Source organism: Paenibacillus radicis (ex Xue et al. 2023), assembly GCF_024722015.1.
Lineage (GTDB): Bacteria > Bacillota > Bacilli > Paenibacillales > NBRC-103111 > Paenibacillus_S.
The window spans coordinates 298894-311763 of the sequence record NZ_JANQBD010000004.1 but is presented as its reverse complement, the minus strand read 5'-3'; the positions used below and the strand labels follow the sequence as shown (position 1 = coordinate 311763).

General features: G+C 41.4%; 16 protein-coding genes and 1 tRNA gene. 6 read left to right on the top strand and 11 right to left on the bottom strand.

Going from position 1 to position 12870, the window contains the following annotated elements:
- Positions 1-48: 48 nt before the first annotated feature.
- The 3 genes from NV381_RS08080 to NV381_RS08070 form a co-directional block, all read right to left on the bottom strand.
- Entirely contained in the window at positions 49-306 is a 258-nt protein-coding gene (locus tag NV381_RS08080; RefSeq protein ID WP_258212750.1) for a hypothetical protein, read from the bottom strand.
- Between the two features lie 128 nt (positions 307-434).
- A tRNA-Leu gene (locus NV381_RS08075) sits at positions 435-521 on the bottom strand.
- A 753-nt stretch (positions 522-1274) separates the two neighbouring features.
- Positions 1275-1484 (bottom strand): hypothetical protein, encoded by a 210-nt coding sequence (locus NV381_RS08070; protein ID WP_258212749.1) that lies wholly within the window; start codon positions 1482-1484, stop codon positions 1275-1277.
- A 126-nt stretch (positions 1485-1610) separates the two neighbouring features.
- On the opposite strand from NV381_RS08070, the gene NV381_RS08065 reads away from it, so the two are divergent.
- Positions 1611-1742 carry a hypothetical protein gene (locus NV381_RS08065; RefSeq protein WP_258212748.1) on the top strand — a complete coding sequence of 44 codons (132 nt, stop codon included), beginning with the start codon at positions 1611-1613 and terminating at the stop codon, positions 1740-1742.
- Positions 1743-1870: 128 nt separating this feature from the next.
- Here the strand turns inward: NV381_RS08065 and NV381_RS08060 are convergent, their stop codons facing one another.
- Positions 1871-2092 carry a hypothetical protein gene (locus NV381_RS08060; RefSeq protein ID WP_258212747.1) on the bottom strand — a complete coding sequence of 74 codons (222 nt, stop codon included), beginning with the start codon at positions 2090-2092 and terminating at the stop codon, positions 1871-1873.
- A 118-nt stretch (positions 2093-2210) separates the two neighbouring features.
- On the opposite strand from NV381_RS08060, the gene NV381_RS08055 reads away from it, so the two are divergent.
- Entirely contained in the window at positions 2211-2543 is a 333-nt protein-coding gene (locus NV381_RS08055) for a hypothetical protein (protein WP_258212746.1), read from the top strand.
- 100 nt (positions 2544-2643) lie between these two features.
- On the opposite strand, the gene NV381_RS08050 is transcribed toward NV381_RS08055, so the two are convergent.
- Positions 2644-2967 (bottom strand): hypothetical protein, encoded by a 324-nt coding sequence (locus NV381_RS08050; RefSeq protein ID WP_258212745.1) that lies wholly within the window; start codon positions 2965-2967, stop codon positions 2644-2646.
- Positions 2968-3062: 95 nt separating this feature from the next.
- Positions 3063-3635 carry a xanthine phosphoribosyltransferase gene (locus NV381_RS08045; RefSeq protein WP_258212744.1) on the bottom strand — a complete coding sequence of 191 codons (573 nt, stop codon included), beginning with the start codon at positions 3633-3635 and terminating at the stop codon, positions 3063-3065.
- A gap of 346 nt (positions 3636-3981) precedes the next feature.
- On the opposite strand from NV381_RS08045, the gene NV381_RS08040 reads away from it, so the two are divergent.
- On the top strand, positions 3982-4707 hold the full coding sequence (locus NV381_RS08040) for a DUF4309 domain-containing protein (protein ID WP_258212743.1): 726 nt from the start codon (positions 3982-3984) through the stop codon (positions 4705-4707).
- A gap of 86 nt (positions 4708-4793) precedes the next feature.
- Here the strand turns inward: NV381_RS08040 and NV381_RS08035 are convergent, their stop codons facing one another.
- On the bottom strand, positions 4794-5405 hold the full coding sequence (locus NV381_RS08035) for a DedA family protein (protein ID WP_308861705.1): 612 nt from the start codon (positions 5403-5405) through the stop codon (positions 4794-4796).
- A gap of 163 nt (positions 5406-5568) precedes the next feature.
- On the opposite strand from NV381_RS08035, the gene NV381_RS08030 reads away from it, so the two are divergent.
- The gene (locus tag NV381_RS08030; RefSeq protein WP_258212742.1) at positions 5569-6615 is read left to right on the top strand and encodes a hypothetical protein; all 1047 of its coding nucleotides are present in this window, start codon (positions 5569-5571) and stop codon (positions 6613-6615) included.
- Here the strand turns inward: NV381_RS08030 and NV381_RS08025 are convergent.
- Entirely contained in the window at positions 6541-6993 is a 453-nt protein-coding gene (locus tag NV381_RS08025) for a hypothetical protein (protein WP_258212741.1), read from the bottom strand. The two genes, NV381_RS08030 and NV381_RS08025, sit on opposite strands and share 75 nt — an antisense overlap.
- Before the next feature lie 43 nt (positions 6994-7036).
- Positions 7037-7324: a hypothetical protein gene (locus NV381_RS08020; RefSeq protein WP_258212740.1), complete on the bottom strand. Its 288-nt coding sequence runs from the start codon at positions 7322-7324 to the stop codon at positions 7037-7039.
- 153 nt (positions 7325-7477) lie between these two features.
- On the opposite strand from NV381_RS08020, the gene NV381_RS08015 reads away from it, so the two are divergent.
- Positions 7478-8236 (top strand): SDR family NAD(P)-dependent oxidoreductase, encoded by a 759-nt coding sequence (locus tag NV381_RS08015; RefSeq protein WP_258212739.1) that lies wholly within the window; start codon positions 7478-7480, stop codon positions 8234-8236.
- A 33-nt stretch (positions 8237-8269) separates the two neighbouring features.
- The gene (locus NV381_RS08010; protein WP_258212738.1) at positions 8270-9196 is read left to right on the top strand and encodes a DMT family transporter; all 927 of its coding nucleotides are present in this window, start codon (positions 8270-8272) and stop codon (positions 9194-9196) included.
- A 69-nt stretch (positions 9197-9265) separates the two neighbouring features.
- Here the strand turns inward: NV381_RS08010 and NV381_RS08005 are convergent, their stop codons facing one another.
- Both NV381_RS08005 and NV381_RS08000 read right to left on the bottom strand, forming a co-directional pair.
- Entirely contained in the window at positions 9266-10399 is a 1134-nt protein-coding gene (locus NV381_RS08005; protein WP_258212737.1) for a glycosyltransferase family 4 protein, read from the bottom strand.
- Between the two features lie 250 nt (positions 10400-10649).
- Positions 10650-12575, bottom strand: a complete 1926-nt coding sequence (locus NV381_RS08000; RefSeq protein WP_258212736.1) for an S-layer homology domain-containing protein — start codon at positions 12573-12575, stop codon at positions 10650-10652.
- Positions 12576-12870 lie beyond the last annotated feature (295 nt).

Below are 12870 nucleotides of genomic sequence, written 5' to 3'. Positions count from 1 at the left end.
CCGCGATGAGTAATGGTTACAGAGGAAAACAGCAGGCCACCAATAAGATCAAGATTCATGAACAGGAAGTCTCCTGATCATAGGTTTCGTCCGCACTTCTATGACGATATTTTCATTCGAAGTGTGATATACAAATCGCTCATTTTTGGCAGAAAACAGTTCTTTCCATGCTTCTTGTGCATCCTGAATAGGCTTGATCACAGCCACTTCTTCGACATGAAGCATACTGTCCTCATAATGGGATTTTAGTTCTTCTACCAGAACAAATTGATCTGGAAAAAGATCTCTCACTTCTGACCAGAGCATACCGTCACCTTCTTCGGTTCTTTTGTATTAATTATACCATTGCTCTCAAGCTCTCACATCAAGCCGCATTGGAAAGTTGCAAAAAAATAAACCTTCAAAATTAATTGAAGATTTTTTCGCTTTAGGTTTGGTGCGGTCAAGAGGACTCGAACCTCCACGTCATTGCTGACACTAGAACCTGAATCTAGCGCGTCTGCCAATTCCGCCATGACCGCAAATTGTAATTATTGAAAACATGTAAATATTTCGTAACTGCGAGATTTATAATAGCACGATGCCATGCATGAAGTCAAGCCTCTACGTATATAAAAAAAGCGCCAGCGAAGTGCAGCCATAACCTTATGTTAACTTTCATTATTTAATTCACATTCAAGTTTTTACATACTGCACGGATTGCGTAAATATCACGGTTTTTAGCGAGCAATAAAATAGCAATAACAGACCCAAGCTATAAGACACCAGATTGGTAGCGTAAACAAAAAACCATAGACTGTTCCCTTTAAAGGGGATCCTTCATCAGACATCCTATACCCTCCTCTAAATCCATGCGCCGTTGTGCTTTAGACGGATTGTTGGATTATATAGTATGCTGGGTTTTGCACAATTATTCTCTGATTTTTGAACCATTCATCATTTTTTCCAAGCTTGTTCCATATAATGTGACAACGAGAAATCTTTGCTCATGCAAAGATACTGGGAGGATTCCGAATGGTTCTATATCAAATAGCTATTGGCGTCATAGTGGCATTATTGTTGTGGGGGTTTATAAAGCTAACCTTCCATTCCATGCTTTGGATAATAGGAATTGCTATTCTAGCAAGCTTGATTGTCCCCGGTGCTTTCCTTTTTCTAAGCGGCCTTCTCTTCATCCTTATTGGGATGTTAGCTACACTCGGTATTATGTTTATTTTGGGGGCTTTCAGGCCCTAGAGACCATTATTTACTGATTTAAAACCCGTCCTGGACTTCTACCCTTCCCTGTAGGCCTGCAGAGCTCTTAATGCCCATTCCTTGGCGGCCTGCTCGTTTGGCATTGAAGGGATATCGAACAAATGGGTATCCGCCTGCCCCGCTTCCGCAGCAAGCATAATGACATCTCCGCCTACCTCGAGCTCGCCGACATTTTGAAGCCTCAGAGCATAAAAAGCATCCAGTTTGACGATTTGCAGTTGCTTCAAAGGATTCCCTCCATTTCCCTAACATCTAACTTATATTGTTCCAGTAACCACTAAGGTTATACCTTGAATTCTAAGATGGATAAGAACTTAATGAACTTGATAACCTATTCTCGGGGAGGTGATATCATGACGGGAAGAAACAACAAACCGAAAAATAGAGGACCTGCTTCGCATCCATCCAGGCTGGAGCAGTTTGATGAGAAATGGGCAGAGGGTAGAAATACGAAATCAGAAGCTAATAACTCAGAGTCAAAGTAAATGAATACCAAGGATCTACTACTCCGCTTTAAGAACGAACATGCTAGTCAATGGGATAGAGGCAACTTATACATTTATTACACTATTTAATAAAGGAAGTAGCCGGGGGCAACCCCGGTTTTTGTTTTTCACCCTTCAATCCATTCTACGTTTCGTTCCTCAGCAAAAGGCTGATAATGATGGTTGCGGTCAAGCTTAACAATACGTCTGTTTTGTTTACGAATCATCACGGTTTCATCATCCCAAGCAACAACTATTCCTTTCACGTCATTTTTGGCATCAGCATCTCTTACAACACGAATTAAAGTTCCGTCAACCCGATATTGATCCAGAAGATCTTCGGTTATCATAAGTATCACTCCTTTTCCATCTAGTTTATGTAAGAATAGAATACACCAAACGAAGCGCACAATAAACCTGTTAGTATAAGTCAAGTCATTTGCCCAAAAGAAGGGAAGCTCAAACAACATGGATGTAAATACAGAAACAGAGAAAAAGACCTTTTATGTTTCAGTTGGTCAAGGAGAAATACTGGAGCCTTCGAACATGACAGGTAATTTCGAATTTGAAATCAACGCAACTGAGGAAGAACGCGACCAGCTTGAGGAGCTATTCGAGGAATCCATGGAAGCTCAAGAAGATACAGGCATTCGGGCGCATATCCCTTTCCGGGAATATCATAACGATAAAGAAAATGATGCCGCTGATTATTACTTAGCACAAATTTACAAGAAACTGCATGAGCTTGGAACTTCAGAAACTAAAGCTCATATCGAAAGTATGAATATTTTGCCAGACTGACGTGAATTGAATATTTTGAGCACAAAAACAAAACCTATTCCACCGTAAAGGGTGAAATAGGTTTGCCCATTCTTACTGTATAGCACCGTACATCGTACGACTAGCTTACATGTTCTTTAGAATCATTAGTTTCAAACCAGTAATCAAGAACTTTGCTGGACATGACTCTTTTTTGTATATAATCTACCTGCTGTTGAGAAAATTGCTCTTGCCATTCTTCCCCAAGCTGTTCACACAACTTAACAATCGTCAACAATTCGGACCACGCTACGTAACGTTTATACCAAAAAAATTGAGGATGTTCAATCATATAGGGATACAGGTCATCAAACTCTGTATGTTTACAATCGAGGGCACGTTCAAAGTGAATTTTGGCTTCACTTAACTTGGTCTTAAAAAATTCGGCCGGTACACCATTCCCCATAGCAATGCCTCCTCTCTTCGCATGTAATTATTATAAATGAAAATGACCATGCTGAAAAGGTCTATTGATTTTGAAAATAATTCTTGAAAACCACACTATTCAAATTGTATTTTCCCAGGCTCCATGGAAGCAATTCTAGCTAAAGACTCTACACGCACTCCAGATTCCCTGATCGTACGCCCGCCTGCTTGAAATGATTTTTCCACTGCAATGCCGACACCAACCAAGTGAGCGCCTGAACGGCGTATGATTCGGATCAACCCTCTGGCCGCATCCCCATTGGCAATAAAATCATCAATTAGCAGAATTCGATCCTGAGGATCCAGAAACTCACGCGATACCATTATATCGGTGACCAGTCCTTTGGTAAAAGAAGGCACACGCTCGCAGTAGGTTTCTGACGAATCTGCATTGAGTGATTTCTTACGACGGGCAAAAACCATTGGTACCCCGAGCTCCTGCGCTACTGCAAAAGCGATCGCAATCCCGGAAGATTCAATCGTAACTACCTTTGTTATATTCTCTTCCCTGAACAAACGAGCAAATTCTTTTCCCATTGCTGTAGTCAGTGCAGGATCAACCGCATGATTTAATATGGCATCCAATTTAATAATCTCGTTTGATAGTACAGTACCCACTTCTCTTATACGTTGTTTTAATAATTCCATTTATGCTCCCCCATCCGCAAAACTCTTTCCGTTAACTTATCACAAGGAGATTCCGGGTTTCAAGTCCTAATGCAATAATCTTTTTTTAAGAAAGTGCAACTTCGGCTTGTAAAACGCGTCTATATAGATGTAATGCGAGAAACATTGACTCTGTCCACGTAAAAAGCTTTATGAAAATAATAACAGGCTATTTTCATAAAATTTGCCTTCTTTTTGTCATAAATGCACTTTGTGGATTACTCATCAACAGAGTATGATTAGGTAGGTTATCTTTAGGGTAATTAATGTACAAAACAGATGAACCCGGATTAATTCTAACAAATTATTCAAGGAAGGAAAGATTGGGATGATCAGACAAAATAAATTAATCGCTCTTTGGTCTATTCCTTTAATCTTCATTATGCTGTTAATAGGATGTAAAGATACATCAACTACGCTGCAAAGTCCCAAGCCTGGGGAATCACACGTTCAACCTCCAACAGCAGCAAATGTAGATGTGACTCATAAGCATGATGCAGCCGAAGTGAGCGTACCTGTCAAACAAACAGATAATACACCAGCGATAGTGAATCCAAGTGATAAGGTATCATTGGCGAGTGTTGAACATAATACTCAGCCTGATCAGGAAACACCGGACAGTAAACCGGCTGCGGCCGCGAAGCCAAAGATTGATATTCAAGACCCTTATAACCAGGCAAAACCAACGCTGCTAGGATTAACTTTAAATACCTCCTTGGAAAAGGTTACAGCGAAATACGGTAAACCGAAATCGCAATTCGTCATGGAAGATGATAGCGACCCCATAACGGTGTATGACTATACCGATTTCCTGGTTGGTTTTAATCAGAAGAATTTGCTACAATTCATCGACATCCGCAGCAGTGATATCAATCCCGGTCTTAATGGACTTAAGCTGGGTCAATCTACGAATGATGTGTTCAAAACATTAGGTAAACCGGATTCCAACACAAGCTTTGTACTTACATATAAATCAACAGGAGCTGTATTGAAGCTTGACATTGACCCTAAGACCGAGAAAGTGAACTCCATCAAGCTCTTCGCTGTAGAGTAATGTGCAACTGGGAGCTCCGAAACATATAAATACAGAAGCAAAAAAAGGACCTCCATCGAGGTCCTTTTTTTGCTTCTGTATTTATTTCAATGAGACTTTTGACGCTTGCGACGATAACGCCAATAGACATAGGTTCCTGCCCCAGCCAATACAACTAATATTGCAATGGATAGTCCCAAATAATGATGAACAACACCTGCGATCATCGGAGCGTTCCTGCCGATAAAGTGACCCAAAGATAGAAATGTCAGACACCATACCAATGCGCCGCTGCCTGCGTACAACAAATATCTCCATAATACGACACCACTTACACCTGCCAAATAACAAGTGAAATGCCTCACCCCGGGGACGTAGTATCCAAATACGACTGCCCATATCCCATATTTTTTAAACCAGCCCTCTGCTCGTTCTAACCTCTGTGGCGTTAGCTTCACCCATTTACCGTATCGGTACAGGAAGGGCTTCCCAACGGTCTTTCCTAAATAATAGCTAACGAGCATTCCAGTCATTGTACCGGCAAAACATACTATAAATGAAGTACCGAATGATAGTGGCCCGCCTTCCAAGGTTAAGGACCCCACTGTTGTCATCAAAATTTCATCAGGTACGGGAATTCCAATAATCCCTACTGCCAAAAGGCAATACAATGCAATGTACCCATAGTTTTCTATCAATAGTAAAATATCATCCAGCACTCAAACACGCTCCAACTTCAGATATAATCAACAAATATAAAAGTTCTAATCAATTTTAACAGAAACCTGCCATTTTCCCAAGTTCAGTGTCATGTGTTCGTCCACTCACTCATACCTTGTACTATATCGGGAGTAACATGCCGTGTGAAAGGTAGGTATTTAGATGAGAAAACTCGGCAGCATCGCGCAAGTCAGTTTTACCTATGTCGGTACTGTCGTGGGAGCTGGATTTGCAACAGGCCAGGAAATACTGCAATTTTTTACTCGGTACGGTTGGATGGCCACGCTTACGATTGGTATTTCCAGCCTGCTCTTCGTTTGGCTTGGAATTAAGCTTATGCTGCTGGCTCACGATGTCAAAGCGCGTTCTTATGAAGATTTAAACAAGCTACTCTTTGGTGAAAAAGCTGGACAGTGGATAAGTCTGTTCACTCTCGTAACTATGTTCGGCGTAACAACGGTTATGTTAGCAGGGGCCGGCTCACTTTTTGAGGAACAATTTCATTTGCCATACCAACTCGGATTGTTACTGACATTAGTATTCTCATTTATCGTATTAAATAATGGAATGAAGGCAATTCTTGCCGTAAACTCCATAGTTGTCCCCTTAATGCTCTCCTTTAGCTGTATTATAGTGTGGTATAACTGGGACATGCCTGGCTCAAACAATTGGCTTCAATTAACATCCGATCACAGCATATTTCGCATTTGGTTTGCACCATTTCTTTATGCCGCCTTCAACCTGACCATGTCACAAGGAGTGCTTGTCCCGCTAGGAGCTCAAACTAAGGATCGCTCCGTTCTATTCTGGGGAGGAATTTATGGTGGAGTCATTATTGGATTGATGCTGCTAGCGGGCCATTTTGCTTTATCTGCACAAATGCCTGGAATTTCCCAATTTGAAATCCCTATGGGACATTTGATTCAAAATCTGGGTCCACTGCTACAGTTATTGTTTATTGGTGTAATCTATGGAGAAATTTTTACAACTCTTATTGCTGATGTTTATGGGCTCTCCACTCAGCTGGAGCAACGAACCAGATTTTCTCAAAACCGGATTTTACTGTCCATCCTGCTACTCAGCTATTTAATTAGCCAGTTCGGCTTTAAGACACTGCTCTCCACCCTTTACCCGCTATTCGGCTTGGTCAGCATCGCTTGGTTGGTTATGATTATCCGGTATCGTAAGCGGTCGATCCGCCCGAACTAACGATAGTACAAACGCCAACCTAAGAATCATAAACAACATACCAAACAGTGTAAATACAAATCCACAAATTAAGTAACCGTAATGATAAAGCGGGTAGCTCTCCGCATCACGAATAACAGCAATAACGTCCGTAAACAGAAATAAGCTCCCCACAGCAAATACGGCAATTAATGCGTAGTCAAAAAAGGTCCAGCGCAGCATTGCAGCCGAAACTGCACTTACAGACGTTATTCCAGCCTTATCTGAGGGCTCTGCTGTCACAATATCTTGAGTTGATTTGGTTTTATGATGCTGGTACAAAGCCCAAGCCATAAATACAGCAGAAGCTGTAACCAACAGTCCAATACTTCCGCCCACGATTGCCAGAATCAATTTCATATTAGTCACCTGCCTCATTTCTCAATAATAACTTTGTATCAATCTACTGTTGAAAGGATAATTGATATAGTAGCCATATTGAAACTCCAAATACTATGACGGGGAAAACCCATAATACCACTTGCAGAGCTTCATCTTTTATTAAACCTGCCGATCGCCACAACCAACGTAAATTCCAGTTATCCAATCGAGACAGCAGGTTCTCGTCCCCTTGAATTTGTACTGAAGGCTCTCCACTTTCGACTGGATGCGCTAAATTCAGCTTGATTTTTCCTCGTTTCCAACCCACTTGATAGGTTATTTCCCGCTCTGTTCGTTGTTCAGGCTCCATCATTGCGCCTCCGTTTGATATACTATATACTATAGTATTTATAACCTGTAAAAAAAGCAATGGATTTGTGTAAAGGATATACTTGTTTACGAAAAAATTAGATAATATTTGCAGTGATTTTTCAACAAAAAGTTGCAGGAGGAAGAAAATATCATGCAAAAAGTAGTTGCAGTTACCGGAGGGGCCCAGGGCATCGGAAAAGCTGTGGCTCTTGCTTATGTCAAGGCAGGCTATGTGGTTGCTATTGCAGATGCAGATCAGGAAGCAGGAATGGAAACAACACGTGAGCTTCTACATACAGGCGGTCAAGCGGTTTTTATGTGCGTGAATGTGGCTAGAGAAGATGAAGTCACTCGTTGGATACAGAGTATCCAACGTGAGTTTGGACGTATTGATGTTCTAATTAATAACGCCGGGATCAGCCGCAATGGCAGCATGCTTCAATTGTCTGTCGATCAATTTGATGAAGTAATTGGTGTGAATCTCCGCGGCGCCTTCCTATGCTCGCAGCAAGCTGCTGCTGTGATGAAGCTTCAAGGCAGTGGCGCTATTGTGAACATGGCCTCTACAAGAGCTCTGATGTCTGAAGCCGATACAGAAGCTTATTCAGCCTCCAAGGGCGGCCTGGTGGCGCTCACACACGCTATGGCCGTTAGCTTGGGGCGTTATGGCATACGCGTTAACGCGATTAGCCCCGGATGGATTGAAACACGCGACTGGCAGAAATCAACGAATCGGCAAGAGCCGGTGCACAGTGAGCGTGACAAGCTCCAGCATCCAGTTGGGCGGGTCGGGACTCCAGAAGACATTGCGGCCGCATGCCTCTATTTAACAGGAGACCAGGCGGGGTTTATAACAGGTCAGAATCTTATCATTGACGGTGGAATGACGGTCAATATGATATATGAATAACAGTTAATATTAATTCAGCGAGGAGCTTTCATCATGTGGTTTGTATTTGCGGCTGCCTCAGCCGTTTGCTTCGGCTTAAGAGGTATTCTGTATCAATGGACTTCCCAACGCCCTATCGACCGAAACTTATTGTTATTCGGTGTTTATTTATCGGGAACAATTATCGCATTAATTATTAATTTGTTTGCAGAACAGCATTGGTCTTCTGGAGTTTGGATAGGTGCAGTGATGGGCTTGTTCTCCTTCATTTCCAATGCTGCGATATATCGCGGCTTTGCAGTTGGAAAAGCAGCGATCATAGCCATGTTCACAGGCTTGCCGCCAGTTGTGGTTGTAATTATGGCTTATTTCATATGGGATGAAAAACTAAACCTTTGGCAGACATTATCCTTTGTCATTATCATCTTCGGACTGTTGTTAATCCGCTATTCCAACGAAATCTCTTGGAGTAATTTAAAAGGAGCGCAATGGGGCGCTCTTGCTATGCTTGGCTTTGGATTAACCGACTTATCGTCCAAGCAGGCCACCCTGTTAGGTGCAGAGACATTACCTACACTGTCCCTTATGTATATTACTGGTACTGTGCTGTTCGGTTTCACCTGGTATTCGAATCAACGCAAGAAGTCAGCCTCTCATGCTGAGACAGCTGCAGCAGCTGAGGTTAGCATTGAGAACGGGAATAGTGCTGCTATGCCAACCCCTCCACGGGTGAATTGGAGCATTGGCAAAACGCTTCTCTGGGGTATGATTGTCGGGCTAACGAATATTTCCGGAATGATGCTAGTTATGCCAGCCTTTAAGCTAGGTGTGACAGGATTAGTTTCCGTAGTTATTGCCATGAACGTAGTATTTGTACTTTTGTATGCCCGTTTTGTCTTGAAGGAACGTTTTACGCCATTGGAGCTATCAGGGCTTTGTGCGGCTATGGTTGGCATTATTATTCTCCGTTTAGCAGCATAGTGGAAGCTTCCTACGACACCAAAAGACCGATCCACATATTGGGATCGGTCTTTTGGTTATAAGAATAGGTTATGATTGCTCTTTACGGTACGGGCGGTATACACTCTTAAGCTGTTGGACAACCCGTGACATAGAATAGGCATTCTGCGCCTTATCCCAAGCTACACGTCCCAGATTATACCGGTACGTTGGATCTCCGATCACTTTCTCCAATGCGTTAGCCAATGCGGGAACGTCGTCCACCGGCACCAACAGGCCATTTTGCCCATGAACGATCTGTTCCGGTATCCCACCCACATTCGTGCCTATCAAGGCCAATCCACAAAGTGCCGCTTCGGCAAACACGGAACCAAAGGACTCCGCTCGGGACGGAAGTACGAATACATCAAAGAACGGCATGAAGTCCTCTGGATGCAGCATATAGCCGTAGAAAATAATTTCCTCATAAATATTCAGCTCTATAGCCATCTGTTCAAGCTCTTGACGAATGGGACCATCGCCAATTAGATGGAGGACAAAGGAATGGCCTTGCTTCTTAAGCTCCGCGCAAGCTAATAATAAAGTATCCAGCCCCTTCGCCGGGACTAACCTGCAAACTGTAATAAGCTGTGGTGTTTTATTCTCATGGGCAACCGGACGAAATCTTTTCTCATCAAATCCGTTCGGAATTACACCTATACGCTCGGGCTCCTGCACATATTCAGCTAAATATTGCTTGAATGAACTGGATACCGTTATGAGCTGGTCAACCCGCTCCTCAAGCTCTCGATAAATCGAAGTTAAAAAGGCATGCTCCGGTCCATTTTCCTTTATTTTACCGTTCAGCACCAATTCCTTTTCAAAGCTTGAATGAACCGTCATCAGAATGGGCGTATCCGGGAACAACTGCTTCATAACGAGTGCAGCTATGGGATGATGGGCATGAATCAAATCATATGTTTTGTTCAAGCGAAGCTTCGTCCACCACACATAGTCCTTATATGTTTGTATATATTTGTCAACGATAGCATTGCCTGCATACACTTCCCAATCAAACGTTGAGAACTGCACCGGCTCAATTCCCTTGCTTCGTACCCTCTTTGGTAACGAAAACAACTCCATTTCCCAGCCTCGTTTATTGAAACGATCCAGCATAAAAGGAATCATCGATGATACTCCACCCGGCTGCTCCGGGGGGAAAAACAAAGCCTGTAATATATTCATGGTTGCCCTCCGCAAAACGTCCAAGTAATAAGACAATTTAATACTTACATCGTAACAGTATTATTTCGCTACTACAAGAGTGTAAAATAAAACTTACAAGTGTTCTTTTCTGTGATTCGTGTTATAAAAAAACCTCTTCCAAACTCATTTAACATGGTAACGATGAAGCTTTGGTTACATTGTATTCCTGAGCAGGAAGGAGGTTTTATTATTTAACCTGTGAATATTTTAGTAGATGACACACTATTTATTATTCTTGATAATATACAACTTTTGTAACTGTTGTAGACTTTCCAAAACTGTTTACTGCTTTAAAGTTCAATTGATTTTCACCTTTTGTTAGCTTTACATACTTCGAGAAACTCCTTCCAGTACCAGCCCACTGCTCGTTTAGTAAAACATAAGGATTATCATCATTCTTATCTTGGACACTTCCCGTGACGTTAATTGATTGGCTCCTAGTAGTTGTCGGAATATAGTCAATAGTCAATTTAGGTGCGGGAGGGGTGAATATGATCTTCTTTGTAACATATGTTTCTTTGCCCAATGAATTTTTAACTCTAAATACTAGCAGATTTTCCCCTTCTTCTAATGACAATGTTATAAGGAATGATCCATCCCCGATTTTTGCATCATTTAAATAAATGACCGGGCTATAATTATTTTTATCTGTAGCACTACCCGTTACAGTAAACGAACTCTTTTCTGTTGCAGTAGGAATCTCATCTAATTTTAGTATTGAACCCCCTACGGTAAAAGTTATCCTCTTAACAATAGTTGTAGTTTTACCTGCTTCATTCTTTGCTTTAAATGTTAAAACGTTCTCCCCTTCTACAAGGTTAACCGTTTTATTAAATGATCCATTCCCGATTTTTTCATCGTTTAAATAGATTGCCGGACTGTAGTCATTTTTGTCAGTTGCGCTACCTGATATAGTTATTTCCTCTCTATCTGTCGTTGCTGGGATATCATCAATTTTTAACGCCGGTCCACCTAAGTTTAATGTTACTTTTCTAGTCACTACCGTTTCTTTACCGGTACTGCTAACGGCCTTAATCGTAAGCACATTTTCCCCTTCGTGAAGCGTTATTGTTTTATTAAAAGAACCCTCACCGGCTTTTTCCGCATTAATGTAAATGGCAGGTCTAAAATCGTTTTCATCTGATGCGCTTCCAGATATCGTTAATGAATTCGATTCAACAACTTCCGGGACGCTATCTACATTTAATGATGGACCACCAACTTGGTATTTGATTCGTTTGTTTATAGTAGTTGATTTCCCACTTGGAAGTATCGAAGCAATTTTTATATCATAGGATCCTTCTTTATCCAGAATAAAACCTTCTTTGAATTCACCGTCCGATACAGGGATCTCTTTTCCGTTAATTGAAACCTTTGCATCTCTATGTGTTTTTCCGGAAATATAATAAGTACCGTTAGATGTTGTCTCCGGCATGTTTACTTCCAAAGGCGGTCCATCCGTCTGGTCCTGAGCTGACGACTTGATTACGCGGTATAACAATGTTGCTACTTCTGCCCTTGTAATAGGCTTGTCTGGACGGAATGTACGGTCCTCATAGCCACTAATTAATTGTTTCTCAGTAGCGATAGCTATATAATCCCGAATCCCATAGGAAATATCAGCCGCATCCTTGAATTTATAGGCGAGAATATCGCTGTTTTTTGAGGAGTTTGTTGTAAACCCTAGAACTTTCACGAGTGCAACTGCTACATCTTCTCTCGTTGCTTTCGTTTCTGGACTGAAAAAAGCTTTTCCCTTTGGAGGATAATAACCCGTTAAATAATTCTTCGTAGCCTCAATATAAAGATAAGACCATTTGTCATTGCTAACATCGGTATATGTAGGGGTACTTGGTGAAGCCAAATCTACTGAAAATGTTATAGCTATCATCTTAGCAAATTCTTCTCGTGTAATGGATTTTTCGGGTTGAAATGATGAATCTTCGTATCCGCTAACAATACCCTTTTTTGACATATCCGTAATTGCATCATTCGCCCAATGATTTTTTACATCAATAAATACGATGTTCTGATTAATAACGCCACCATCTACGGCTTGATTCTGTAATCTTTGATTCTCAGCAAAAACAATCGGGGTAGAAAGCGATAAACAAAGTGCCAATGAAATAATAAGACTTCCTTTTACAATTCTCACTTGTATTCCTCTTTTCTTTTCCCTATTTTTTCCTAATATTGTAATTTATCTAAATAGACCTCAATTCCTGCTGCCTAATATCCAATAATTGTATTTCGAAGGACACGAAGCTGATAGTTTTATTATCCGATTCCATTGCACCTCATACTGCCTTTGATCTAACCAATCGAAACCCCTTAACACCCAATCTGCTCTAAAAATCAATCTCCACATTCTTCGAATACAACCCAAACGTCAAATTTTTTGCATGTTCATTATTCAAATAAAAAAGCCCTCAATCACGAGGACTGAGGAC

What these genes read in the sequence shown, in the direction of transcription:
- NV381_RS08080 (WP_258212750.1), bottom strand. Translation starts at nt 306, where the DNA reads ATGCTCTGGTCAGAAGTGAGAGATCTTTTTCCAGATCAATTTGTTCTG.
- NV381_RS08065 (WP_258212748.1), top strand. Translation starts at nt 1,611, where the DNA reads ATGACGGGAAGAAACAACAAACCGAAAAATAGAGGACCTGCTTCGCAT.
- NV381_RS08060 (WP_258212747.1), bottom strand. Translation starts at nt 2,092, where the DNA reads ATGATAACCGAAGATCTTCTGGATCAATATCGGGTTGACGGAACTTTA.
- NV381_RS08055 (WP_258212746.1), top strand. Translation starts at nt 2,211, where the DNA reads ATGGATGTAAATACAGAAACAGAGAAAAAGACCTTTTATGTTTCAGTT.
- NV381_RS08050 (WP_258212745.1), bottom strand. Translation starts at nt 2,967, where the DNA reads ATGGGGAATGGTGTACCGGCCGAATTTTTTAAGACCAAGTTAAGTGAA.
- NV381_RS08045 (WP_258212744.1), bottom strand. Translation starts at nt 3,635, where the DNA reads ATGGAATTATTAAAACAACGTATAAGAGAAGTGGGTACTGTACTATCA.
- NV381_RS08040 (WP_258212743.1), top strand. Translation starts at nt 3,982, where the DNA reads ATGATCAGACAAAATAAATTAATCGCTCTTTGGTCTATTCCTTTAATC.
- NV381_RS08030 (WP_258212742.1), top strand. Translation starts at nt 5,569, where the DNA reads ATGAGAAAACTCGGCAGCATCGCGCAAGTCAGTTTTACCTATGTCGGT.
- NV381_RS08025 (WP_258212741.1), bottom strand. Translation starts at nt 6,993, where the DNA reads ATGAAATTGATTCTGGCAATCGTGGGCGGAAGTATTGGACTGTTGGTT.
- NV381_RS08020 (WP_258212740.1), bottom strand. Translation starts at nt 7,324, where the DNA reads ATGGAGCCTGAACAACGAACAGAGCGGGAAATAACCTATCAAGTGGGT.
- NV381_RS08015 (WP_258212739.1), top strand. Translation starts at nt 7,478, where the DNA reads ATGCAAAAAGTAGTTGCAGTTACCGGAGGGGCCCAGGGCATCGGAAAA.
- NV381_RS08010 (WP_258212738.1), top strand. Translation starts at nt 8,270, where the DNA reads ATGTGGTTTGTATTTGCGGCTGCCTCAGCCGTTTGCTTCGGCTTAAGA.
- NV381_RS08005 (WP_258212737.1), bottom strand. Translation starts at nt 10,399, where the DNA reads ATGAATATATTACAGGCTTTGTTTTTCCCCCCGGAGCAGCCGGGTGGA.